Source organism: Brevibacterium sp. 239c (assembly GCF_900169365.1).
In the GTDB taxonomy this organism is placed as follows: Bacteria; Actinomycetota; Actinomycetes; order Actinomycetales; family Brevibacteriaceae; genus Brevibacterium.
On sequence record NZ_FXZH01000002.1, the window covers coordinates 141,231 to 164,461 of the forward strand.

The window sequence follows — 23,231 nt, forward strand, 5'->3', positions numbered from 1 at the left end:
GAACCTCGACACTCGGGGAGGCACTCGGTAGCGTCTGTGACGTCCCTGACCGATGAGCGAACCCATGAATGAGGCGAGACGGATGCCCAGAATGCTCATCCTCGGCCTGTGTGCCGGACACTTCCTCGTTCTCCTCGATGTGACAGTGGTCAATGTTGCGCTGCCGCAGATCAATGCTGACCTCCAGGCAGGTCAGACGGGGATGGCCGGGGTCGTCAATGCCTATACCTTCGTCCTGGCAGCGCTGCTGCTCGCGTTCGGCGCAATCGGGGACAGATGGGGCCACCGTCGTGTCGTGGTTCTCGGTTACCTCTGCTTCTTCCTCGGTTCGCTGGCCTGCTCGCTGTCGCCGACGATCGATCTGCTCGTCGCCTCGCGCGCCCTCCAGGGCGTGGGGGCTGCCGCAACGATGGCTGGGACCCTGGCGATGCTCTCCGAATCGGCCGCGGACGAGCGCGAGCGAAGCAAGCTCGTCGGACTCTGGGCGGCTCTGGGCGGGATCGCTCTGCCGATCGGGCCTCTGCTGGGAGGACTGCTCGTCGACGTCGGCAACTGGAGGGCGGTCTTCTGGCTGAATCTGCCGGTCATTCTGCTGGCGCTCATCCCGATCCTTGTGCAGTCCTCACCGTCGAGAACATCGGTCCCGTCGAGAAGACTCGGCCGAGGAGGCGGTGACCTGATCGAGGATGCCGGGCCGTCCGAGTCCTCGCACCCAATGCGAGCGAGGTTCGCCATCGCCTGCGTCATTGCGGGACTGCTGAACTTCTGTGTCCTCGGCTCACTGTTCCTCCTTACCCAGTACTTCCAGGACGAACGAGGGCTGTCTCCGTTCCAGGCAGGGCTGGCCACACTGCCTGCCCTGCTGCCGCTGCCGTTCTTCGGGGCGTTGTCAGGGGTGATCAGCAACCGGCTCGGCGTCTGGAAGACAAGCGCAGTGGGGCTCATCGTGGCTGGAGTGGGCCTGGGGCTCATGGGGCTGACGATCTCGGGGGCACGTCTGTGGCTCCTGTCGTGCGCCCTCGTCGTGTGGGCGATCGGTGTCGGGATCCTGATGCCTGCGATCGTGGCGGCGGCCATGCATGCCCTGCCGCAGAGGCCAGGATTGGCCTCGGGTGCTGGAAGCACTGCGCGCAACGTTGGAGGAGCCCTGGGCGTGGCGGTCTTCGCCGCTCTGCACGAGGTGGAGACCGGTGTCCTGATGGCAGGGGCCGGCGTCGCCATGGTCGCCGCCGCATTCCTCTGCATGAAGGTGCAGCAGCGTGGGAGAGCTCAAGTCTCGAGCGCCAACCGCGCATCAGTCGGCCGTGAGGGAAGCGGTCACTCTGGGCCTCCGGGGCACGTCATCTCCGAGAATCGGCGGCATTGACACCGGAACCCGATGTCAGGGTCGAGATCACCTCTGCCGGACTGAGTGCGGTGTCAGTGAACCAGCGGCTTGCCGCGTTCTCGGCAATGCCCTCAGCCTGGTCGATGAGTACTCGGCCGCTGTCGGTGAGGGTGAAGTCGCCGGACTCCGAACGTGAAAGCCAGCCGAGCTTGACCAGAGGAAGGCTGGAACGCACCGTAGACGACCGGGTCTCGCCCATCGCCTCGGCGAGATTCTCCCGGGTCAGTCCCTGCGGGCGCGCGCCGATGATCCGCAGCCGGCGGAGATCGTCGAGTGACAGGCCCACGCGAGAGAGCGCAGTGCCGATCACAGTGTCCAGTGAACTCTTCGCCCCGGCTAGGAGCAGTGCAGCATCCAGGTTCGGTGCTGCATCCGCGGTCTCGAGCGTCGGATGCTCAGAATTCATCGGCGTGGCCCCGAGCGCACTTTGACATCCTCGACGCACACGGGGGAGACATCGACGGTCCTGCCGTCGAGACCCCGATTCTTGAGGTCGGCTTCGGAGAGTTCCTGAGCTCGGATGCTCGCCGCCACATCGGCGTCATCGGGATTTGCTTCGTCGATGGAGAGCAGAAATCGGTGCTGATAGTTCACGAGTTCGGGTGTGTAGAGGAACGTCCCCTCCGGTGTGAAGCGCGCGGCGAACATATCGTGGTCCTCCTGTGCTTCTCGCAGGGACGTGCGCTGGGAGTCATCGAGGTCGATGAAGCGGCCTCGGACCGTGGTGCGGTAGGTGCGAATCATAGATGTGTTCCTTCTGGAGCTGCGTTGGTGGTGCTGCGGGTGGCATGGTCGAAGAGCGACACGAACTCAGCTGTCATGGCTTCTGTGCGGGAGGCACCAACAGGTGCTCTGCTGCTGCTGCTCAGGCTCGCGGCCGCCGTGTCGAGGACCGAGCGGAGTGCCAGTGCCATCGTGAGCGGGTCGAACCTCCGCATCTCCCCCAGCCGCTGTCCGTCCTCGAACAGTGCGATCAGATCGCCGACGGAGTCCCTGGCGCGATCTTCGTAGGACTCGGTGCCGTTGCGGCTGAGGTAGCCGACGGCGGCGACGATGGCTGCGGCCGAGGCCGGCTTGGCACGGGAGTAGTCCATCGAGGTGGTGATGTAGTCTGCCAGCCGTGTTCTGCTTGAGGCGGCGCGGGAGAGAGCTTCAGCCAGCTGTGCGCCGAGGTCATTCGAGACTGAGTGGACCACGGCGCGGGCAAGCTCGTCCTTGCCGGAGAAGTTCCCATGCACTGCACCCCTGCTGAACCCCGCGTGCTCGGCCACAGCATTGAGCGGGGAGCCTGACACCCCCTGAGCGGCGAAGAGTTCGATCGCCGCAGCGACGAGGTCTCGCCGAGTTCTCTCGCGACTCTCCTTGCGTGTGAGGCGAACCGGGCGGTGCTCGGAGTCGGTTGGTGATATCATAAATATAAGGATACATGAGGGTATCTGAATACTTAAATGTATCTTTAGGCGATGCCGACGGCTGCCGATCCGGGTTCGGCCGCACGCCTGTGTCAGGGGCACGGGCGGGTGGAGGCAGCGCGCGCAGGTCAGCTCTGGCGCGGTACAGTTTCAAACGCGGTTCAGCCCTGGAGCTCAGCTGCCTTCGCGGCGGCGCGCTCTTCGGCGGTGGGAATCTGGACGATGGGGCCGAGCACCACGGTGAAGAAGAAGATTCCGATGGCCAGTATGACCGCGCAGACGATGAAGGCGGCGCTGAAGCCGCCGGTCGCCTGCACGACGAAACCGGTGACGATCGGTGCCGAAACGCCGATGAGGTTATTCACTGAGTTCATGATCGATCCGGTGGCCCCGACTCCGCCCTCGGGGGCGATGAGCGCGGGCAGTGAGTTCGTTACGCAGAAGGTGATCGTGATTCCGCTTGTTCCCAGAGTGATCCAGAACAGTGCCCACGCCGGATCGTGCGTGAATGCCGCACCCATGACCGTCATGGCGATGAGCATGCCCGAGATGATGAAGACCTTGCGAACCGCGGTGCCGGACTTGCCGATGCGCATGAGGTGGTCGAGCAGCCAGCCGGGGAAGATGAACTCCACGGCCACTGCGACGAGCCAGGGCAGTGCGGTGAAGATGCCTGAAGACATGATGCTCATCCCCATCTCCGACTGCAGATATCCAGGCAGCCAGGTCAGCAGCATCCACTGCGTGTAACCGGCGCAGCCCAGGCCCAGTGACATCCCCCAGACCTTGCGTTGTTTGAGGATGTATCCCAGGTTCGCCAGGGGGTTGGGGCGAGGCGCGTCCTCGTCCTGTGCACCGCCCTCCCGGATGTAGTCGAGCTCGGTGTCCTTGAGTTTGCCGAGGCGGTTCATTGCACCGCCATTGCCACCAGGGGGAACCCGACGACATTGGACAGACGCTGCCCGGAGTCGAAGATGGCGGTCGCTGTCCCGCGCTCAGATCGCGGGAACCAATAGCCGGTGGCCTTCATTGCGCCCGGGAAGATCGGTGACTCGGCAGGCCCAGGATGATGCGAGCGAGGATGAGCAGCCCGGTTCCGCTGATGATGGCAGTGAGAAAGCAGGAGAGGCTCCACGGTGAGTCCCTTCGTTGGTGTCTCGCTCGTCAGTGAGCGTGTGGCGTAGTGGACTCCGCGGCGAACTCCCCAGAACTTCCACGCTATAGAAACATGATTTCGCTGGATCGAAGTCAATGTATAGCGGCGATTAGTCGAGTGTCGAAGCGAAGATCTACCCCGGGTGTCGTTTGGGGTGTTTTCCGGCGCGCATTAAGTCCTGTGATAAATCATCATCCCAGGTAATCGAGGCTCCTGGCTTGATTCGCCCCTCGGTATATTGGAATGACTCAAATGAACTCCATGGTCATTCTGTGCTCAGATCACCGTTAGCGAGAATCGAATCATTCCACAATAGGCAAACTGCGAAAATGCGACTCAGGAAACCGTATCGACTACCGGGCTGAGTGAGAGCAGAACTGCATCGAGTCGTGTGCGCTCCTATACTGAGAAGGCGAGTCCCGCAGGCGTAATGACTGCCCGTGGACGCGATGAACACTCGTCGATCCAGCGAATCCAGGAGGCTGCACTTGCCGATCACCGCGATGATCCTCAACGTTGCGCAGTCCGATCCAGAGCAGCTCGCACTTGTCGGTGCCCGAGATCGCCTGACCTACAGCGGGCTCGTCGAGGACTCACGGTCCATGTTCGCCATCGTCGACGAACTGCATCGGACGCAGCCACTGCCTCCCACGCCTGCGCCGGAGACCGACAACATACCGATTACGGCGATCAGCACCACCTCGGCGTACGACACCTCACGCATCATCGCCGGACTCGCCGGCTACCGTGCCGTGTCCGCGACGATCGACCCGCGGTGGCCGCTGAACCACCAGCTCGGCGTTATCCGAACCACCGGGATCGGCGTCGTGATCAGCGACTCGCCCGCCCTTGCCGAGGCGCTCGCCGCCTCCGGGTGGACAGGCACGGTCATCAGCCTCACCGACTTCCGGGCTCGTCAAGCAGCCGCTCTCCCCGCTCCCGCACCTGCCGTTCGGGACGGGAATGAGCCGTTCCTCATGCTCTTCTCCTCGGGTACGACGAGCAATCCGAAGGCCTTCATCAAAACCCGTCAGCAGTATCGGGAGAACGTGGCCGTCTCTTCGGCCCACCTGGGGCCCTTGCCCGGTGTCGCGACCTTGGCACCAGGGCCGGTGTCCTACAGCCTCACGCTCTACGCCGTCATCGAAAGTCTGGCGATTGGCGGCAGCGTGCATCTCGCCGACGAATTCGATCCGATTACGATGGGCAGCCGCATTGCCGCGGAGGAGATCACCCGCGTCGTTGCGGTCCCCGCAGTGGTCCGTGCCCTCGCCGAGGCTGCCCGCCGTGACTCCGAGCGCTTCGCCTTTGTCGACCTCGTCGTCACCGGGGGAGCCAATCTGCCCGCGAGCATCCGGGACCGCCTCGGCGAGATCCTCCCCGCAGCTCGCCTCATCAGCTACTACGGTGCTGCCGAGATCGGATTCATCGGTGACAGTCGAGACGGTGACGGCACCTGGATCCATGTCTATCCGAGCATCGGTGCCCAGATCCGTGACGACTCCGGTGCAGAGCTTCCCGAGGGCGAACTCGGCACTCTGTGGATTCGAGCCGCCGCCTGTTCCTATGGCTACGTCACTGGCACCACTGAGGCGGTGCTGCGCGGCGCGGACGGTTGGGCCACCGTCGATGACCAGGGGCGGGTCGTCAACGGCATGCTGCAGCTGGCCGGTCGGGCCGGGGACATCGCGATCACCGGAGGTCACAAGGTCTCACTGCCGGAGGTCGAGCGCGCATTCGAAACGTACGACAACCTCGGCGAGGTCTGCGCTATCGCCCTCGACGACCCTGCGTTGGGCAGCATCATCGTACTCGTCATCGAAGCGAGCACAGACAACGCAGACAACGCAGACAACGCAGGCAAGGCTGCCCTGCTGAATCACGCACGCGCCCGCCTGGCACCGCAGTTCGTTCCGCGTCGCATCTATCGGCTCGATCGCCTACCCAGGACGGTCGGCGGGAAGGTTCGGCGGACCGAAACCGTTGACCTCATCATGGACGGACAAGGACAGAGACTGTGAGAGAAGAACGCCGCGTCGTCATCACCGGGATGGGCGCGATCACGCCGAGCGGCAATGACGTCGACTCCCTCTGGGACTCGGTGGTCACCGGCCGCAGCGCGATCGGCGTGCTCGAGGGGGAGCAGTTCGCGGACCTGGCTGTTCGCATCGGAGGCCAGGTGAGAGATTTCGACGCCGAGGCAGTCCTGCCCCGAACGCTTGCCCGACGTCTCAGCCCGGTCCAGCACTGGGCTGTCGCCGCGGCCGACCAGGCCCTGGCCCAGGCGGGGATCGCGAGCCCGACAGCTGGCGCGAAGACGGCTCAGAGGGAGACATCGCGTGGTGGAGACGCCGACGAACTCCCCTGGGTCCGATCCCGCGTCGCCGTCATCGCGGCCACCGGCTCCGGACCTGTCGATGCCATGCAGAACGCTACACGCTCGCTGCTCGACGGCGGCCCCCGCTCGGTTCCCCTGACACTGGCGATTCACGGCGCACCCGACTCGGCCGCGGCGCTGCTGAGCCAACGCTTCGACTTCCGCGGGCCGGGGCAGGGAGTCTCGGCCACCTGCGCCAGCGGAGCGATCGGCCTCGGCGAAGCACTGCGGCGCATCCGTCACGGATACGCCGACGCGGTGCTCGTCGTCGGGATGGAGGACTGCCTCAACGCGATCAACCTGGCCTCGAACGCGAACATGAGGGCCCTGGCCGCCGGCTTCGAAGACGACCCGAGTTCGGCCAGCAGGCCCTTCGACAGTGCGCGGACCGGGTTCGTCATGAGCCAAGGTGCCGGCGCGATCCTTCTCGAGTCCGAGACCGGCGCCGCAGCCCGCGGGGCCACCGTGCTCGCCGAACTCGCAGGATTCGGTGCTGCCAGCGACGCCCACCACCCGACGAATCCGCACCCCGATGGTCGCGGTGCTGCCTCGGCGATGCGAGAAGCCCTGGCCGACGCGGACCTGAGGGCCGCCGATATCGATCACATCAACGCCCATGCCACCGGTACCCCCGCCGGCGATGCGGCCGAGCTCAAGGCCTTCGACGCGGCGCTTGGAAAGACCGCGCACTCGATTCCGATCAGCGCCACGAAGTCGTCCACGGGCCACCTCCTTGGTGCCTCCGGTGTCGTCGAAGCCATCATCGCCATTCGTGCGATGGCAGATCAGAGGCTTCCGCCGACACTCAATCTCAAGAACTGCGAATTCGACGGCTGGGACATCGTCACTGATCAGGCCCGTGCAGTTGACCATTCTGAGAAGCCGATCGACACCGTCTTGTCGACGTCGTTCGGATTCGGCGGACACAACGGTGCAATCATCCTGCGCCGAGTCCGCACCGACTGATTGCCCGCTGTGGTGAGCAACCGACCCAATGAGCAATCGACTCCATGAGCAACGGACCCCGTGAACAAGGAGACATAATGTCTGACCGTGAGACCCACCTCGGCGAACTTGCCGAAAAATACCTCCCCGACGAGGTGCTCGAGCGCTTCCGCGAACGCGCTGGCGTCTATGACCGCGAGAATCGCTTCTTCGACGAGGACCTCGCCGAGCTGAAGTCGCTGGGCTACCTCACGCTGTTCGTTCCAGACGCCTACGGCGGTCCCGGACTGAGCCTGCACGAGGTCTCGCGCCTGCAGCAGCGATTGGCTGCAGCGGCCCCGGCCACGGCCTTGGCGATCAACATGCACCTCATGTGCACCGGTGTCGTCAAGGCCCTCAACGATCGCGGCGATGCCTCCCTGAACTGGGTGTTCGAGGAGGTGATGGCCGGAGAGATCTTCGCCTTCGGCATCTCCGAACCCTCCAACGACTGGGTGATGCAGGGGTCGAACACGGTGGCCCAGCCGACCTCCGACGGCGGCTACCTGCTCACCGGAGTGAAGATCTTCACCTCCTTGTCCCCGGTGTGGACCCGACTAATCGTCCACGGAGAGATCGTTGCCGATGAGGAGGGAATCGCAGGCCCCAATGCGGAGCAGCCGGCCGAAGGCCAGTTGGTCTATGGCTTCATCGAACGCGGCACCGAGGGCATCACGATCTCCGATCACTGGGACGTCATGGGGATGCGGGCCTCGCAGTCGCGGGCGACGATCCTCAAGGAGGTGTTCATGCGACCCGAACGGGTCTCGCGCATCATCCCGGCCGGCAAACACCCCGACCCGCTGACCTTTGCCATCACCAGCAATTTCCAGCTGCTCATCGCCTCCGTCTACGCCGGTGTCGCCGCCCGAGCGCTCGAACTCGGCGCGGCTGGTCTGAAGAAGCGCAAGTCTGCGAAGGCCGGAACCACCTTCGCCGAGGTGCCCGAGACTCGCGCTCGCCTCGCAGACGCGCACCTGGACTACCTCGCCGTGCCCGCCATGCTCGATGCCTACACCAGGGACTTCGACGCCCTCGTCGACCACGGGGCAGGCTGGCCATTGCGCCTGGTCGGAGCCCGGATCAAGGCTTCCGATGCGGCCCGGAACGCGGCCGAGACAGCACTCATGTGCAGCGGTGGCAGCGGCTTCGACAACAGTCACGAACTCTCCCGCCTCTACCGGGATGCGACCGCCGGCCTGTTCCATCCGCCGAGCGCCGATGCCGCCCGCCCGATGTATGCGGCGGCACTGCTCGACGGCTGAGGAGAATTGTCTGCTGGTCTCAGCGGCGAAAGACGTCCGACCGTTGAAGGTTGTGACGTGGCACGATGGTGAGCAACTCACACCAGCTGCAGAGACGGAGCATCCCATGGAGGAGAGAACACCGACGATCGTGCGCGCGGATTCGATCGTGTCGCAGGCAGGGACGCCAGCAGGGATTCAAGCAGGCGCCCCCGAGCCCGAAGCGCTCGCGATCACCGGCGAGACCGTCAGCGCGAGCGGGACGCTGGCCGAACTGCGGGAGCGGTTCCCCGCCGCCGAGGTGCTCGACTTCGGTGACTCGACCATCATCCCGGGGCTCAACGACGCCCACATCCACCTCGCCATGACCGCCGGTGATGCCCTCCACCTCGACCTGTCCCATGAAGCGGTGGGAAATGTTCCCACCCTGTTGGACACGATCGCCGCTGAGGTCAGCACCACCTCGGCGGGGGAATGGGTCAAAGGCAGTCGCTATGACGACGAAAAGACCGGGATCGTCCTCCGCGACGAACTCGACCGGATCGCGCCCGAGACCCCGGTGATCGTCAACCACGTCGCCGGGCACTGGGGCGTTCTCAACTCTGCCGGACTGCGATTCCTCGGGATCGAGGAGTCCTCTCCCGACCCTGACGGTGGCCGCTTCGACCGCTACTCCGACGGTCGACTCAACGGGAAGCTCATCGAGCGGGCGCTGATGAACGTGCTGATGCCGGCCACTGCCCGCGGTGACCGTTTCATCCCCGGTGACACGGTTGAAGATCTGCAGCTCGGTGCCGCGCGGACGATCGCGAAGTGGAGCGCCGCGGGCCTGACCTCGATTTGCGACGCACTCATCAGCCCCCAGGACATCGGGATCCTCTCCGCCGTGCGCGATGCCGATGCGCTGAACCTGCGCATCGGAATGCTCCTGTCCATCGACCACTATGACAAGGCCGTCGAGCTCGGAGTGGGCAGTGGATTCGGTGATGATCGGCTCAAGCTCATCGGCGTCAAAGCCTTCCTCGACGGAGCGATCGGGGGACGAACCTGCCTCCTCTCCGAACCCTTCACCGACCCGAACTATCAGGGTGTGCAGACCACCTCGACCGAGGAGCTGCGGGCAAACGTCGAACGCGTCCATGCCGACGGCAACAGGATCGGCGTCCACGCCAACGGGGACGCCGCGATCCGTCTCGTCCTCGACGCGTTCGAAGACGTCGCCCAGCGCATTCCACGCCCGGGCCTACGTCATCGGATCGAACACTGCAGCCTCATCGACGACGACATCCTCGAGCGGATGAACCGCCTCGGCGCCATCGCGGTCCCCTTCGCCGGATATCCCGGCTATCACGGCGGGGCGCTGAACTCCTGGTACGGGGAGGAGAGGATGGAGAGGATGTTCGCTCACCGCTCGTTCCTCGACAAGGGTGTGACGGTGGCAGGTTCCTCGGACTATCCGTGCGGGCCCTACCAGCCGCTGTTCGGACTGCAGTCACTGATCACCCGCACTGGCGTCGACGATGGGACCACCGTCGGAGCTTCGCAGAAGGTCGCTGCGGCCGAGGCGCTGTCGATCTTCACGCTCGGATCCGCCGAAGCCTCAGGGGAAGAGTCTTACAAAGGCAGGCTGGCGCCGGGTTACCTCGCCGACTTCACCGTCCTCGGAGACAACCCACTGAGCATCGACCCGCACGGAATCGCGGACATCGACGTGCGAGCGACCTATGTCGGTGGGGACGAGGTGTACGCGGGCTGAGGCCTCCGGCGCCGTGCGTGCAGGTGCCGCTGCCGTGCCTCAGGTGCCCACCTTCGCCCGCTCCGCCGCCGGAACCCAACGCGGGTCCGGCTTAGCGAGAGTGACAACCACGACGACGATGAGGTTGGCGGCGACGGCCCACAGGCCGCCGTTGATGCCCAGCAGCGGATCGTTGCCCGTGTAGTGCAGGGCCACCATGGTCACCGATCCGACGATGAGTCCGGCGGCAGCAGCCTGCTTGCTCATCCGCGGCCAATAGAGGGCGAGGAGCGCGGCGGGCACGACCTGTGCCAGACCTTCGTAACTGAGCACGGACAGCTCAACCAGTGCGTCGGGCATGAGCAGGCTCATCACCAGGGCAATCACACCGACGATGAGACACACCCACTGGGACAGTGTCTTCTGCCGCAGACCCCGCGCAGCCAGCTGGTCCTTCGTCATCGTCGCGGAGTTCTTCGGTCCAGACAGTCCTCCGCCGAGGACCGTGCGTCCCCACATCGAGCCGATCGAGAGCATGTACACGCTCATCGGCACGATGGCTGAGAGTGCACCGGCGACGCCGATGACAGCGACGAGCGGGGCCGGCAGCGAGTCGATGACCACGGAGAACAGCGCCAAGTCTGCATCCTTGAGAGCGGGAATGACGAAGAGCGCTGCCACACCGACCATCATCGGCACGAGAAGCAGCAGCTGGTACCAGGGCAGGATGATGGAGTTGCGGCGCAGAGTGTTCGCCGAGGTACCCGAGAGGTAACCAGCGATCGACGTGGGGAAGACGGTGATCGTGATCCCGTTGAGGATGATCGTCGAGATGAACCAGGCGCTTCCATACGTTCCCTCGCCCGCACCCGGGAAGGTCAGCCACTGTGACTTCTCGACCACGAGCCGGTCGAGCAGCGGGGCCAGACCGTCGAAGTAGTGCAACGGAACATAGATCGCGAGGAAGGCCACGGCGAGGATGACGAGCCCATCCTTGAGCGCACTGACCCAGGCGGAACCGCGCAGACCGGAGAAGAGGATGAACGCCTCGGCGACGATGAAGGAGATGATGGCGGCGACCTTGAGGTCGATGGCCCCGTAGCTCATGGCGTTGACGACGGCGCCCATACCCTGAATCTGCAGCTGGATGTAGGGGACGATGAACACGGTCGCGAGCACGGCCACGAGGATCGCCAGACCCCGCGAGCGGAAACGGTGCTCGACGATGTCGGAGAGGCTGACGAGTTTGTGCCTGGCCGCATAGGTCCAGAACAGCGGTCCGACGAGGTAGGCGACAACGAGCCCGACGCTGAGGTAGCCGATGAGGTAGAGGATCGGCACACCGTAGGAATACGACCAGCCGGCGGTGCCGAGGAACGAGAACGAGGTATAGGTCTCGCCCGCCATGAGGAGGAGGATGAAGATGAATCCGAGGCCGCGTCCGGAGACCGACCATTCGTCGAGTGACTTCTCACGTCCCCTGCCTGACCAGACGCCGATGCCGATGGTCGCGAGCATGCTGAGGCCGAAGATGATGCAGGCGATGATCGCTGAAGAGCTCATTTCTGGGTCTCCTCTCCACCGGCTGCGGGGGTGCTATCGATCGCATAGTCCTCACCGAAGGCAGCGTCGGCTGGGACGTATTCGGCCTTGTCGCTGCGGTAGTAATGATCACCGCGTGCGGCCATCCACACGAAGAACCAGGTGAGGATCGTGACGACGATTGTGTAGGTGAGAATGAACGGCATCCCGAAGATACGCGGTTCGATCGTGTTCGCCACGAACGGGGTGAGCAGATAGAGAACGACCGGAACGATGAGGAAAAGCAACGAGAACCGCCGCCGAGGCGGCCGCGGCGGCGGTGACGAATCGTGAACTCCCGACATGCGCAACCTCTTCCCCATCGAATGGACACCGCAGGTGAGCGGACTGCGCCAGGTTAGTGCTGCGCGTCACGGGAGGTGAAAGTCAGTCCGAAATGTGGAATCGGGGTGCGCCGCGCACAATCCTCAAAGGAGAGAGCTGAAGATCTGCTCCCTCAATTGGCCCCAGGCGACTACAGCTCCGGCAGCAGCGAGATCGGGTTTTCGATGCAGTCGGCGATGAAGGTGAGGAACTGGCTCGGTTCGGCACCATCGCAAGCGCGGTGGTCGAAGACGAATGATAAGAACATGACCTTGCGGACGGTGAGTTCGCCGTCGACGACCCAGGGGCGATCCTTGATCCGTCCGAGGCCGAGCATCGCAACCTCGGGCAGGTTGATGATCGGCGCAGAGCCGTCGACTCCGAACACGCCGTAGTTGTTGAGCGTGAACGTCCCGCCGGTCAGCTCCTGGGTGCTGAACTTGCCGGTCGAGGCCTTGCCGACGGTCTCGGATACCGAGTCGCGCAGCTGCCGCAGGCTCATCTCGCCTGCGCCATGGACGACGGGAACCATGAGACCACGTGGCGTTTGCGCGGCCAGGCCTAGGTTGATGTCCCCGTGGGTGACGATCTCGTTGTTCTCGGTGTCGATCGAGGAGTTGATGATCGGGTGCTTCTTCAACCCCGCGACGACGAAACGGGACACGAGTGAGAGCAGGGAGTATTTCTCCCCGGTCCTCGACTCGAGGGCGCGTTTGGTATTGAGCAGTTCGGTGGCGTCGACGTCGAGCCAGATCGTGGCTTCGGGAATCTCCTGCCGCGACCGCGTCAGACGCTCGGATACGACCTTGCGCAGTCCCGTGATCGGAGTCCTGGTATCGCGGTCGGCGGGTGACCCGAAAGGGGCCACGTTCGCCGAGGTGGTAGTGCCGACGTGGCCGTCACTGGCCAGAACGGTGTTGTTCGGGACGGAGGTCGTCGTGCCGGACTCGATGGCCTTGAGCACGTCCGCCCTGGTGACGATACCGCCAGCGCCGGTACCCGGGAGATGTTTGGCGCTGAGTCCGTTGTCTTTTGCGAGCTTGCGCACGATCGGGGAGGAGACCGGAGAGACTGAAGGTTCGGCCGGGGGAGTGGCCGCCGGGACTGCACTGTGAGCAGCCGTTGAGCCGCCGGTCTTCGCACCGAAGGACCGTTTCTTCGTCGACCGCGTCTTGGGCTCGGACGTGCCGTATCCGATGAGGTTCGCGCCGCTGCTATCTGAACCGGCACCGGAATCGGAACTGGAACCGGGACCAGAGTCCGCGTTCGCACTCGAACCGGCACCTGCCTCGGCGACGGAAAGCAGGGGCTGACCTGCGGACACGGTGTCACCGGCGTTCGCGTGCAGCGCCTCGATTCGCCCCGTAAATGGGCACGGCAACTCGACGACGGACTTGGCGGACTCGACCTCGACGACCATCTGATCGACATGGACCTCATCGCCGACGTTGACCAGCCAGCTGATGAGCTCGGCCTCGGTCAGTCCCTCACCCAGGTCGGGGAGGATGAAATCGCGGGCGTTCGTCGCGCGCGCGGAACTCGTCTCGGCACCCATCACAGCTCCCAATCCCAGGATTCGAGGGCATCAAGAATGCGTTCGGCGGTCGGCAAGAAGTACTCCTCAAGCTTCGGCGACGGATAGGGCACATCGAAGCCGGTGATCCGCAGGATCGGAGCCGAGAGGTGGGTGAAATTAGCCTCGGTGACCCGGGCAGCCACCTCGGCGCCGTAGCCACCGAACTGGGCAGCCTCATGGATGATCGCGGCACGAGACGTCTTTCGCACCGACGCGGACACCGTCTCATCGTCGAAGGGCGAGAGCGACCGCAGGTCGATGACCTCGATCGACAGTCCATGCTCTGCACCGTCCTCGGCCGCGGCCAGGGCGGTGCGCACGGTGGGACCGTAGGTCAGCAGGGTCACGTCCGAGCCTTCGCGGACAACCTGCGCTCGATCCATCGGTGCGGTCTGCACGGGCAGGCTGAGCTTGTCCTTCATCCAGTACCGGGACTTCGGCTCCATGAAGATGACCGGATCCTCGGAGGCGACTGACTCGCGCAGCAGAGAGTAGGCATCGGCTGGGTTCGAGGGCGTGACGACGGTCAGGCCCGGAGTCGAACACCAATAGGCCTCTGAGGAATCCGAGTGATGCTCGACGCCGCCGATGTCACCGGCGTAGGGAATCCGGATGGTGATCGGCAGGCTGACATGGCCCTTCGTGCGGTTGCGCATCTTCGCCACGTGGGACACGATCTGCTCGAAGGCAGGATAGGCGTAGGCATCGAACTGCATCTCGATGACCGGGCGCATCCCGGCCATCGCCATACCGATCGCGGTGCCGACGATGCCGGACTCCGCCAGCGGCGAGTCCCAGACCCGTTCGGGTCCGAATTCCTTCCGCAGACCTTCGGTGACACGGAATACCCCGCCGAGGCGACCGACATCTTCACCGAAGACCAGGACGGTGTCGTCCTCGGCCAGACTGTCGCGCAGAGCCTGGTTGAGTGCCTTCGTCATCGTCACCGAGGCCGGTGCCGGAACGTCTTCTGCCGTGGTGAGCGCGGTGACGGTCATGACTGAGCCGCCGCTGCCAGCTCGGCTTCGAGCTTGCCCTGCTGGGCGATGAGGTTCGCACGCGGATTCGCATAGACGTAGGCGAAGAGTTCGCTCGGATCGACCTCGGCCTCGGTGTTCATGGCGTCACGGACCGAGGTGGCAAGCTCCTCTGCGCTCGCCGTGATCTCAGCGGCGGTCTCGTCATCGAGGACCCCGGCTGTGCGCAGGTGCTTCTCGAGGCGGTCGATGGGATCGAACTGCTTCCAATGCTCGACCTCCTCGGCGTCACGGTACTTCGTGGGATCGTCGGAGTTCGTGTGCGACTCCATCCGGTAGGTCAGGCACTCGATGAGGGTCGGCCCCTCACCGTTGCGGGCGCGTTCGAGGGCTGCCGTAACGGCGGCGAACACGGCGGCGATGTCGTTGCCATCAACGCGCAGTCCCGGCATTCCATAGCCGGCGGCGCGGTCGGCGAGCATGGTCGCGTTCGACTGCTCACGCAGCGGAGTCGAGATCGCATACTGATTGTTCTGCAGCACGAAGACGGTCGGGGTCTGCCACACCGAGGCGAAGTTGAAGGCCTCATGGGTGTCGCCCTCGCTGCTGGCGCCATCGCCGAGGAAGGTCAGGGTGCAGGCGTCTTCGCCCTTGAGCTTCGCGGCCATGGCGAAGCCGGTCGCGTGCAGGGTCTGCGTTGCCAGGGGTGTCGCCGCAGGTGAGGTGTGATATTCGTTCGGATCGAACCCGCAATGCCAGTCGCCGCGGAAGGCCGCGAGGATCTCTGTCACAGGAACACCGCGGGTCAGCAGCGACGCGGAGTCGCGGTAGGTGGGGAACAGCCAGTCGTTGGGTGCCAGTGCGGTGGTCGCACCGACCTCGATGGCCTCTTGGCCGGCGGCGGAGGGGTAGGTCGCCAGGCGTCCCTGCCTGGTCAGATGCGTAACCTGTGCCTCGAATCGACGGACCTGCACCATCTTCTGATAGAGCCCCAAGAGGGTGCGATCGCTGGGGATCGTGAGCCCATCGGCAGGGACATCGGCGGGCTGTCCGTCTGCACCGATGAAGCTGACGGGCTGCAGCTGGGGCAGTGCGCGGCGAGAGGTGGGAACGTCAATGGTCATGACCCCATCGTGGCGTGAGCCGAGTCACCGATCCAGGGTCTGCGAGCAGCCCCGGACGCCGATGCCGATTGTGTTGAGAAGTGTGGACGAAGTGCTCGGTTGTCGTATGGGCGGAGGGACGTTTGGCCGGGGTGCGGAGCTCAGATTTCGCCCCATCGATAGTCGCGCGAGGTGAACGCTTCGGCGACCTCATCCTTCTTGCCTTCGACGTCTCCCTTGTACGCCTGGTGACCGCCTGCGGTGAGGACCGTCAGTTTGCCGCCGTCGAAATAGGCAGTGGAGAAAGAGGCTCGCGAGATCCGCAGCGGATGGTCGTCGGGGCGCCCGATGAGGATGTCGTCATCGCTGATGCGCAAGGGAGTCGTCGAGACGGTGATGACAACGGTGGCGATCGCGCCGATTACCGCACCGATGATGGGTCGGGCGATGACGACCCAGGCCTGGTCGAATTGGCTGAGCTTTTCGACGGCATCTCCGAAAGGGATCGGGAATCTCGCGGCGAAGGCACCCAGCGCGGGAAGGAAGAATCCGAGGGCGATGCCGACCCCCACGCAGACTGCGCCGATGACGATGACCTCGGTCCAGCCGAGGGCGAACACCGAGGCGTCGTCGGGTGCGGGACTTCCTGAAATGCCGTTTGGCTCGGACGTCTCGATCGAATGTGTGCGGTTGGTGTGGGGTTCCCTGTCTGCCATGGTCTCTCCGAGCCTTGCTGCGACGACGATCTGTGGGGAATCGTCGGGCATTCGCGTCAATGTCGATGGTTCGCGTAGGGGTCAGCGAACCAAGTGGTATATAAGTGTACCAAACTGGAACAATGGTGTACCACCATAAATGTGATCAGGCATGATTGACGGAAGGAAGAGACTGGCCGAAGGAATGAGGGCGTTGATGGGTGAGGTGAACGGCGGAATGCGTCGGCTGGGGAAGGGCGCCCTGGTCACGGAGGCGCTGGCCGTGCTCGCCGAGGATTCGGGGGCGTCGATGGCTGATATCGCGAATTCCATCGGTGTTGGGCGGACGACTCTCTACCGGCACTTCGGTGACCGTGAGGCCCTGATTGCCGAGGTGGCTCGGCAGGGGGCGCGCATGTTCACCGACGCATTGCAGGGCGCTCGCCTGCACGCGGGTCTCGGCCTCGAGGCCGTCGAGAGAGTCTGCGCGCAGCTGTTCACCGTTCCGGATGTCCTCACGCTCATGTTCGCCGACAATCCGATCATCACAGACGATGTATTCGCCGAGGTGGAACGTGAGCAGAGTGCCGGGCCGGGAGCCGCCTCGACGGGCGGTGACGACGCGACTGGCGAGGGTGGCCCGGGAGAAGGCGACCCCGTCGAGGCGATCATCCGGAGGGGCCAGGGCGACGGCTCCATTGCTCGGGATGTGCCTGTCGAGTGGGCGGCGATGTACGTGTTCCTGACAATCGGATCGGGGCACCTCTACGATGTGAGCTCTCGCTCCGGTGATCGCGACCAGAGCGGTCGCGCGGCCGCTCTGGAGCTGACGATCCGAGCGATCAGGAAGACTCTGAGCCCAGCCTAGGGCAACCTCGGCGTCGGCACTTGTAGGGTTTCCATCGGTTAGGTTAGGCTGACCTTTGAGACAGAAGGAGCATTCGTATGCCTCTGGCAGTTGACACACCTGCTCGAAGCGGCGAACTCCTGGTCTCGACGTTTCATCCGTCAAGAGACCCTCGGAGCTGAATCCATGCCGCGAACTTCCAGGCCTATGCAGGTATTGCCGATCATCCTGCGCGAGGTGGAAGTCACGGACATCACGGACATCACGCCGAACATGCGACGCCTGACAGTGGCAGGCGACGACTTGTCGGCGGGCATGGTGAACGGGATGCCACGGCCGCAATTCCGCTCCGAGGGCTTCGACGATCACGTCAAACTCGTCATCCCGACGCCCGAAACCGAATCCATCGACATCGGTGAGCAGGGAGAATTCCGGTTCAACTGGAATCGCGAGGCTCTGAACTTCACCCGCGACTACACGGTTCGAAGCATCGCCGCGGACTCCAGCTCTTTCACCTTCGACGTCGTCCGCCACGACTCGGGACTCGCCTCTGATTGGGCCTTCGACGCAGCTGTCGGCGACAGCCTCAATTTCGCCGGACCCAAGACCTGCTCCGGCATCAGCGAAGGAATCGATTTCCACCTGCTCGTCGCCGACGAAACCGCCCTGCCCGCAGTGGGTCGCTGGCTCGAGACCGCTCCCGCAGGCACCAGGGGACATATCATCGTCGAGGTCGCGAGCACCACTGATATTCAGGAGATCCGCACGGAAGCCGAAGTCGAAATCGACTGGCTGGTCCGAGGCTCCACCGCGCCGGGGGAGTCCACCCTCTTGTACGAAGCCGTGCAGAACATCGCTCTGCCCCCAGGCCGAACTTACGCATGGTGCGCGGGTGAGGCGCTGACCGTTGCACCCATCCGGCGTCACCTGCGACGTGACCTCGGGCTGCCCAAGGAAGACGTCGAAGTCCTCGGGTACTGGCGCAAGGTCTCCACGGTGAAGGACTCCGAGCCCGCAGCGCACGAGAACACTGAGGCTGCCGCAGGTGAGAAGGGCGAGAATGCCGAGGTTGCCGCAGGCGAATCAGTCGGTTCCCCAGAGGCTTCCGATAGCAGCCAGAACATCGTCAGTGACGTCCATGAGATGACCGAGATCCTGCCCCCGATCATCACCCGTATCGCAGTCACCCTCGGCATCGGCGATCTCATCGCAGGGGGAGCCACCACCGCCGAGGCGATCGCCGCCCAGGCGGGCATCGATCCCGATGGTGCACGCGTAGTCCTCACCGCCCTGTGTGCACTCGGCCTGCTGACACGCGAGGGCGAGAACTACCGCAACACTCAGTCCGGCGCCGTACTCATCGGCGACGGTGTCGGGGACGGACTCAACCTTGACGATCCGGCGGCGCGGGACCTGTTCTCGATCGTCAACCTCCTCGACCTCATCAGGGGCGGTGGCAGGTCCACGGCCACACCCACCTCGGCGACGGAGTTCCTCGTCTGGGCGGAACGGCGCGCGGCCGACGCCACTCTCGACGCCGCTCACCGGAGCCGTACGCTCGAGCACCTGCAGTACGTCCTCGACATCATCCTCGATCTCGACCCCATCGCCTCCGCCTCGAGCATCGCTCTGACCGGCGACGCCGGCGCCGAGGTGGCCGCCGCCCTCACGCGCAAGGCCACGGAGGCAGGACGCAGCATCCACTCCCCCGGGCTTCGCGCCCATGCGGGCGAGGAAGCCTGGCCCGTCGTCGACACCACCCTCGTACTCGCGGGACTGACTGGCCGTTCGCGAGAGGATGCGAAAGCGCATTTGGCGCGAATTCTCGCGTCCAGTCGCAGCCTCGTCATCGTCGAACCCTTCACCGACGACGCCGAGGCCGATGACCATCAGGCCGAGGAGCTCGTCGCCACTTTCGCAATGACCGGAAACGCTTCGTGGACGAGTCGCGAGGTCTGTGCCTGCATCACCGAGCTCGGCGTCGAGTCGGTCGAGGTCGTCGACATCGGGTGGGGCTTCGGACGCTTCCGCAGTGCTGTCATCGCCCGAAGGCCTTAAGCGCTCACCCCTCACCTGTCCCTCTGACAACCCGCATTCTTCCCTCTGCCCAGGAGGGGTCATCAGTCGCGAGCCGCCTGCTCGACGTTGAAAGGAACACATGAAACTCAATCGCATCGCCACAGCCGTGATCGCCTCAGTGGCCAGTCTTGGACTATTGGCAGGCTGTGCAGGCGGTGGTGGAGGCGCCGAGGCCTCGGGTGAGGCCGAGACCCGCACCGTCACGGATTCCAGTGGCGCTGAGGTCGAAGTCCCCGCCGATCCGAAGAACGTCGCGACCCTGCACTATGCCGCCACCGAGACCCTCATGGACCTTGACCTGCCTCCCGTCGGGCAGGGCGAATTTCAGGAGCCCTCAGTGCCCGAAAAATGGGTCGATCAGCTCGGCGACATCCCTGTCGTGGCCCAAGAGGAGCCCGACCTGGAGAAGCTCGCCGAGGTGTCACCCGACCTCATCCTCGCCCCCAACATCTATGAGCAGGACATGATCAAGCAGTTGGAGGAGATCGCGCCGGTCTACCAATTCACACTGCGCGGCGGCGACCGGGCGAACTGGCAGCAGCGAGTCGAGGAAGTCGCCGAGGCGATCAACCAGACCGATGATCTCAAAGAGCTCGACGCCGACTTCCAGGCGGAGCAGAAGGAGATCGCCGAAGAGTACGGCGAGGTCACCAAGGGCACGAAGCTCGGAGTCGTCTCCTCCTTCGAAGACAACTCCGCCTACCTCTGGGGCAGTGAGAACATGGTCGGCACCCTGTTCACTCCGCTCGGCCTGGATTGGTCGGCTGACGAGGACGCCACTATCAAGAAGTACGCGAAGGCCAGCCAGGGCGGCAACAAGTCGGGCATCAAGGAGCCCGAGGCCCAGATCTCAATGGAGGTCCTCGACAAGAGCCTGACCGATGCCGACGTCATCTTCGTGACCTCGAACATGCGCGGCGAGTACGACGAGCTGACGAAGACGATGATGGATTCGGCGGTCTTCAAGGACCTGCCCGCGGTCAAAGCCGGACATGTCTACCCGCATGGCAAGGCCACGATCGCCGGATACTCCGACGCGAAGTACGGGGTCGAGATGGCCGAGAAGGCGATCAAGGAATACCAGAAGGGCTGAAGGCCGGGACTCTGAGTGAGTCGCTCAGTGGCCTGAGCCGGGCCTGTGTCCTTCCGCCTCATCGAGGATGAGCAGAGAGCGGGAGGACACCACGCCGGGTACTTCGTGGATCCTGCGCAGGATGACCTGGGACAGTGCAGTGTTGTCGGGAGCATTCACGGTCACCAGGGCATCGATGTCACCGCTGACAGCCTGAACCTTCTCCACGAACGGCAGCTCGGCAAGATCGTCTCTGACTTTGGGCCACGGGCGATCGCCGATTTTCACGACGACCACTGCGGTCACGGTCATGCCGAGGGCGCTGCGGTCCACCTCGGCGGTGAATTTCTTGATCGCCCCGGACTCGACGAGAACCGAGAAGCGTTTATGGGCGGCCGACCGGGAGATGTGCACCCTCTCGGCCAGTTGGCGCACGCTCAGGCGTGAGTCGTCGACAAGAGCGGCGATGATGCTGCGGTCGATGTCGTCGAGATCGAATGCCACGTGGCGCTCCTTCAACGTTGATGCGGGCGTCGGACTCTTCGGTCCAGTTCCGGTACCTGGTCGCAGTCGGTGGCTTCCGATGCCTGGTCACGGTCGGTGCCTCCATTCTAGGGCCCCTTCTCTGTGCGCGCTCCTCACTGCTTTCGGAAGCCGCCTCGTACATCGCGATGATGACCAATCTGCTTTGGAGATGACGACCCATCAGCTTTTGGCGGGTAGAATTTGTTCGAACGTTCGTACAATTGGCATGTTAGCTATGGCACACAGGAAGTAGGATGTCTGACTGAGTACTTTTCCGGGCTTCCTCGTGAACCCGGGTGTCGGGCGAGAACGTGCTGACGGTAGATTATGAGGCAGAAGTCTCATTTGCAGATGAATTGCCTCACGGAATAGGAGTCATCCTTGAAGATCGCGGTGTTGGTCAAAGAGGTCCCGGATACATACGGGGATCGGAAACTGAATTTGGAAACCGGCTTGGCGGATCGTTCCGCCTCGGAAGCGGTTCTCGACGAAATCGGCGAGCGTGCCCTCGAAGTCGCGCTTTCCTATAAGGACAGCAGTGACGGAGCCGAGGTGACCGTCATTTCGATGGCGCCATCGACCGCGACCGCCACGATCCGCAAGGGCCTGGCTATGGGCGCGGACAACGCCGTGCACATCTCCGACGAGGAACTCCTCGGCGCCGACCTCGGCCTCACCTCCGAAGTCCTGGCCGCAGCCATTCGCCGTGGCGGCTTCGACCTCGTCGTCACTGGCAACGTCTCCACCGACGGCAACGGCGGCATGATTCCCGCCATGCTCGGCGAGCACCTGGACTTCCCGCATGTGACCGGCCTGACCTCGGTTGAGATCAGCGACGGCAAGGTTGCAGGGACCCGCGGAGTCGAGGGCGGCAAGCAGGAAGTCAGCGCCGAACTCCCGGCCGTCGTCTCCATCACCGAGGCGCTTCCCGAGGCCCGCTTCCCGAACTTCAAGGGCATCATGGCCGCGAAGAAGAAGCCCTTCGAGGTGATCGCGCTGTCCGACCTCGAGGTCGATGCTAACGACCAGTCCACAGCACGATCAATCATGGTCACCGTGGCCGAGAAGCCGCCGCGCGAAGCCGGAGAGAAGATCGTCGACGAAGGAAACGGCGGAGCAGAGCTCGCCGAATACCTCATCAAGAACCGCCTGGCCTAAGGAGAATCGATATGTCCGAATTCGCACAAGACTCCATTCTCGCCGTCCTCACCGTCGACTCCGAGGGTCAGTTGGAGAAGCCGGCTGCTGAGCTGCTCGGCGGTGCCGGTGAGATCGGTTCACCCGTTGCGCTCGTGCTCGCACCTGCTGGTCGCGGCGAGGCCGCGGCGCAGCAGGCCGCATCATTGGGTGCCGTGCAGGTGCTCACCGCCGAGGTTCCAGAGGGCAACTCCGCTCTGGGAACCTTCGCAGTCGATGCTCTCAGCGCTGCGAGCGACCTTGTCGCACCCGATGCCATCCTCATCTCGCACTCGATCGACGGCAGAGACATCGCCGGACGCTTCGCAGTCCGCAACGGCTCGGCCGTCTCGGTCGACGCACTGGGCGTCGAGCGTGACAGCGAAGGCATCGTAGCCAACCACTCCGTCTACGGCGGCGGCTACACCGCAACCTCGGCACCGACCTTCGGTGCCCCGGTCATCACCATCCGTCAGGGATCCATCGAGACCCGTGGGGAAGCCCAGTCTGCGAACGCTCAGGCCCTCGAGGTTGCCGATTCCGGCAAGCGCTCGGCCCAGATCGACTCCTTCGAAGCCGTGGTCGAGACCTCTTCGCGTCCCGAGCTGCGTGGCGCCTCGAAGGTCGTCTCCGGTGGCCGCGGTGTCGGCTCCGAAGAATCCTTCGAGCTCGTCGGCGAACTCGCCGACGTCCTCGGTGCTGCTGTCGGTGCCTCACGTGCGGCCGTCGATGCCGGATACATCGCCCAGTCTCACCAGGTCGGACAGACCGGTGTCTCCGTGTCGCCGCAGCTCTACGTTGCACTCGGCATCTCGGGTGCGATCCAGCACAAGGCCGGTATGCAGACCTCGAAGACGATCGTGGCTGTGAACAAGGACGGCGAGGCGCCGATCTTCGACATCGCCGATTACGGCGTCGTCGGCGACCTGTTCAAGGTCGTCCCGCAGTCGATCGAGACCTTGAAAGAGAAACAGTCCTGAT

The 23,231-nt window shown here is 64.2% G+C and carries 21 protein-coding genes; 10 read left to right on the forward strand and 11 right to left on the reverse strand.

Going from position 1 to position 23,231, the window contains the following annotated elements; all coding sequences use genetic code 11:
* Positions 1-64: 64 nt before the first annotated feature.
* Complete coding sequence (locus BSP239C_RS02475) at positions 65-1,366, forward strand: MFS transporter (RefSeq protein WP_219618828.1); 1,302 nt, start codon at positions 65-67, stop codon at positions 1,364-1,366.
* On the opposite strand, the gene BSP239C_RS02480 is transcribed toward BSP239C_RS02475, so the two are convergent.
* The 4 genes from BSP239C_RS02480 to BSP239C_RS02495 form a co-directional block, all read right to left on the reverse strand.
* Positions 1,341-1,793, reverse strand: a complete 453-nt coding sequence (locus tag BSP239C_RS02480; RefSeq protein ID WP_101570039.1) for a hypothetical protein — start codon at positions 1,791-1,793, stop codon at positions 1,341-1,343. The two genes, BSP239C_RS02475 and BSP239C_RS02480, sit on opposite strands and share 26 nt — an antisense overlap.
* Positions 1,790-2,131, reverse strand: a complete 342-nt coding sequence (locus tag BSP239C_RS02485) for a DUF6204 family protein (protein ID WP_101570040.1) — start codon at positions 2,129-2,131, stop codon at positions 1,790-1,792. Before BSP239C_RS02485 ends, BSP239C_RS02480 begins: the two co-directional genes overlap by 4 nt.
* Positions 2,128-2,799: a TetR/AcrR family transcriptional regulator gene (locus BSP239C_RS02490; RefSeq protein ID WP_101570041.1), complete on the reverse strand. Its 672-nt coding sequence runs from the start codon at positions 2,797-2,799 to the stop codon at positions 2,128-2,130. Before BSP239C_RS02490 ends, BSP239C_RS02485 begins: the two co-directional genes overlap by 4 nt.
* Before the next feature lie 161 nt (positions 2,800-2,960).
* Entirely contained in the window at positions 2,961-3,710 is a 750-nt protein-coding gene (locus BSP239C_RS02495) for an MFS transporter (protein ID WP_101570042.1), read from the reverse strand.
* A 694-nt stretch (positions 3,711-4,404) separates the two neighbouring features.
* On the opposite strand from BSP239C_RS02495, the gene BSP239C_RS02500 reads away from it, so the two are divergent.
* The 4 genes from BSP239C_RS02500 to BSP239C_RS02515 all read left to right on the forward strand — a co-directional run bounded on the left by BSP239C_RS02500 (position 4,405) and on the right by BSP239C_RS02515 (position 10,316).
* A complete protein-coding gene (locus tag BSP239C_RS02500) occupies positions 4,405-5,976 on the forward strand; it encodes a class I adenylate-forming enzyme family protein (protein ID WP_257930037.1) in 1,572 nt (523 codons plus the stop codon).
* Positions 5,973-7,298, forward strand: a complete 1,326-nt coding sequence (locus BSP239C_RS02505; RefSeq protein WP_101570043.1) for a beta-ketoacyl synthase — start codon at positions 5,973-5,975, stop codon at positions 7,296-7,298. Before BSP239C_RS02500 ends, BSP239C_RS02505 begins: the two co-directional genes overlap by 4 nt.
* Positions 7,299-7,375: 77 nt before the next feature.
* Positions 7,376-8,581 carry an acyl-CoA dehydrogenase family protein gene (locus BSP239C_RS02510; RefSeq protein WP_101570044.1) on the forward strand — a complete coding sequence of 402 codons (1,206 nt, stop codon included), beginning with the start codon at positions 7,376-7,378 and terminating at the stop codon, positions 8,579-8,581.
* Between the two features lie 106 nt (positions 8,582-8,687).
* Positions 8,688-10,316 (forward strand): amidohydrolase, encoded by a 1,629-nt coding sequence (locus BSP239C_RS02515; RefSeq protein WP_180958895.1) that lies wholly within the window; start codon positions 8,688-8,690, stop codon positions 10,314-10,316.
* A 39-nt stretch (positions 10,317-10,355) separates the two neighbouring features.
* Here BSP239C_RS02515 and BSP239C_RS02520 read toward each other — a convergent pair whose 3' ends face one another.
* The 6 genes from BSP239C_RS02520 to BSP239C_RS02545 form a co-directional block, all read right to left on the reverse strand.
* Positions 10,356-11,858 (reverse strand): sodium:solute symporter, encoded by a 1,503-nt coding sequence (locus BSP239C_RS02520; RefSeq protein ID WP_101570046.1) that lies wholly within the window; start codon positions 11,856-11,858, stop codon positions 10,356-10,358.
* Positions 11,855-12,181 carry a DUF3311 domain-containing protein gene (locus BSP239C_RS02525; RefSeq protein WP_101570047.1) on the reverse strand — a complete coding sequence of 109 codons (327 nt, stop codon included), beginning with the start codon at positions 12,179-12,181 and terminating at the stop codon, positions 11,855-11,857. Before BSP239C_RS02525 ends, BSP239C_RS02520 begins: the two co-directional genes overlap by 4 nt.
* 170 nt (positions 12,182-12,351) lie before the next feature.
* Positions 12,352-13,755: a dihydrolipoamide acetyltransferase family protein gene (locus BSP239C_RS02530; RefSeq protein WP_101570048.1), complete on the reverse strand. Its 1,404-nt coding sequence runs from the start codon at positions 13,753-13,755 to the stop codon at positions 12,352-12,354.
* A complete protein-coding gene (locus BSP239C_RS02535) occupies positions 13,755-14,774 on the reverse strand; it encodes an alpha-ketoacid dehydrogenase subunit beta (protein ID WP_101570049.1) in 1,020 nt (339 codons plus the stop codon). The genes BSP239C_RS02530 and BSP239C_RS02535 overlap by 1 nt, the downstream gene beginning before the upstream one ends.
* On the reverse strand, positions 14,771-15,877 hold the full coding sequence (pdhA, locus tag BSP239C_RS02540) for a pyruvate dehydrogenase (acetyl-transferring) E1 component subunit alpha (protein WP_101570050.1): 1,107 nt from the start codon (positions 15,875-15,877) through the stop codon (positions 14,771-14,773). The genes BSP239C_RS02535 and pdhA overlap by 4 nt, the downstream gene beginning before the upstream one ends.
* 140 nt (positions 15,878-16,017) lie before the next feature.
* Positions 16,018-16,623: a hypothetical protein gene (locus BSP239C_RS02545; protein ID WP_257930039.1), complete on the reverse strand. Its 606-nt coding sequence runs from the start codon at positions 16,621-16,623 to the stop codon at positions 16,018-16,020.
* A 145-nt stretch (positions 16,624-16,768) separates the two neighbouring features.
* On the opposite strand from BSP239C_RS02545, the gene BSP239C_RS02550 reads away from it, so the two are divergent.
* From BSP239C_RS02550 to BSP239C_RS02560, 3 genes are all read left to right on the forward strand, one after another.
* A complete protein-coding gene (locus BSP239C_RS02550) occupies positions 16,769-17,419 on the forward strand; it encodes a TetR/AcrR family transcriptional regulator (RefSeq protein WP_219618829.1) in 651 nt (216 codons plus the stop codon).
* A gap of 165 nt (positions 17,420-17,584) precedes the next feature.
* Positions 17,585-19,456, forward strand: coding sequence for a siderophore-interacting protein (locus BSP239C_RS02555; RefSeq protein ID WP_145997397.1), 1,872 nt, complete (start codon positions 17,585-17,587; stop codon positions 19,454-19,456).
* 100 nt (positions 19,457-19,556) lie between these two features.
* A complete protein-coding gene (locus BSP239C_RS02560) occupies positions 19,557-20,570 on the forward strand; it encodes an ABC transporter substrate-binding protein (protein WP_101570052.1) in 1,014 nt (337 codons plus the stop codon).
* 24 nt (positions 20,571-20,594) lie between these two features.
* Here BSP239C_RS02560 and BSP239C_RS02565 read toward each other — a convergent pair whose 3' ends face one another.
* Positions 20,595-21,053 carry an Lrp/AsnC family transcriptional regulator gene (locus tag BSP239C_RS02565; RefSeq protein WP_101570053.1) on the reverse strand — a complete coding sequence of 153 codons (459 nt, stop codon included), beginning with the start codon at positions 21,051-21,053 and terminating at the stop codon, positions 20,595-20,597.
* A 402-nt stretch (positions 21,054-21,455) separates the two neighbouring features.
* Between BSP239C_RS02565 and BSP239C_RS02570 the strand changes: the two genes are divergently transcribed.
* Positions 21,456-22,232, forward strand: coding sequence for an electron transfer flavoprotein subunit beta/FixA family protein (locus BSP239C_RS02570; protein WP_101570054.1), 777 nt, complete (start codon positions 21,456-21,458; stop codon positions 22,230-22,232).
* A gap of 11 nt (positions 22,233-22,243) precedes the next feature.
* Positions 22,244-23,230, forward strand: a complete 987-nt coding sequence (locus tag BSP239C_RS02575; protein WP_101570055.1) for an electron transfer flavoprotein subunit alpha/FixB family protein — start codon at positions 22,244-22,246, stop codon at positions 23,228-23,230.
* Position 23,231 lies beyond the last annotated feature (1 nt).

Excerpts from the sequence above, each read along its gene's own strand:
- BSP239C_RS02480 (WP_101570039.1), bottom strand. The coding sequence starts at position 1,793 with ATGAATTCTGAGCATCCGACGCTCGAGACCGCGGATGCAGCACCGAAC.
- BSP239C_RS02520 (WP_101570046.1), bottom strand. The coding sequence starts at position 11,858 with ATGAGCTCTTCAGCGATCATCGCCTGCATCATCTTCGGCCTCAGCATG.
- BSP239C_RS02500 (WP_257930037.1), top strand. The coding sequence starts at position 4,405 with ATGAACACTCGTCGATCCAGCGAATCCAGGAGGCTGCACTTGCCGATC.
- BSP239C_RS02575 (WP_101570055.1), top strand. The coding sequence starts at position 22,244 with ATGTCCGAATTCGCACAAGACTCCATTCTCGCCGTCCTCACCGTCGAC.
- BSP239C_RS02535 (WP_101570049.1), bottom strand. The coding sequence starts at position 14,774 with ATGACCGTCACCGCGCTCACCACGGCAGAAGACGTTCCGGCACCGGCC.
- BSP239C_RS02485 (WP_101570040.1), bottom strand. The coding sequence starts at position 2,131 with ATGATTCGCACCTACCGCACCACGGTCCGAGGCCGCTTCATCGACCTC.
- BSP239C_RS02550 (WP_219618829.1), top strand. The coding sequence starts at position 16,769 with ATGGGTGAGGTGAACGGCGGAATGCGTCGGCTGGGGAAGGGCGCCCTG.
- pdhA (WP_101570050.1), bottom strand. The coding sequence starts at position 15,877 with ATGACCATTGACGTTCCCACCTCTCGCCGCGCACTGCCCCAGCTGCAG.
- BSP239C_RS02530 (WP_101570048.1), bottom strand. The coding sequence starts at position 13,755 with ATGGGTGCCGAGACGAGTTCCGCGCGCGCGACGAACGCCCGCGATTTC.
- BSP239C_RS02525 (WP_101570047.1), bottom strand. The coding sequence starts at position 12,181 with ATGTCGGGAGTTCACGATTCGTCACCGCCGCCGCGGCCGCCTCGGCGG.
- BSP239C_RS02490 (WP_101570041.1), bottom strand. The coding sequence starts at position 2,799 with ATGATATCACCAACCGACTCCGAGCACCGCCCGGTTCGCCTCACACGC.
- BSP239C_RS02515 (WP_180958895.1), top strand. The coding sequence starts at position 8,688 with ATGGAGGAGAGAACACCGACGATCGTGCGCGCGGATTCGATCGTGTCG.
- BSP239C_RS02560 (WP_101570052.1), top strand. The coding sequence starts at position 19,557 with ATGAAACTCAATCGCATCGCCACAGCCGTGATCGCCTCAGTGGCCAGT.
- BSP239C_RS02510 (WP_101570044.1), top strand. The coding sequence starts at position 7,376 with ATGTCTGACCGTGAGACCCACCTCGGCGAACTTGCCGAAAAATACCTC.
- BSP239C_RS02555 (WP_145997397.1), top strand. The coding sequence starts at position 17,585 with ATGCCGCGAACTTCCAGGCCTATGCAGGTATTGCCGATCATCCTGCGC.
- BSP239C_RS02545 (WP_257930039.1), bottom strand. The coding sequence starts at position 16,623 with ATGCCCGACGATTCCCCACAGATCGTCGTCGCAGCAAGGCTCGGAGAG.
- BSP239C_RS02475 (WP_219618828.1), top strand. The coding sequence starts at position 65 with ATGAATGAGGCGAGACGGATGCCCAGAATGCTCATCCTCGGCCTGTGT.
- BSP239C_RS02495 (WP_101570042.1), bottom strand. The coding sequence starts at position 3,710 with ATGAACCGCCTCGGCAAACTCAAGGACACCGAGCTCGACTACATCCGG.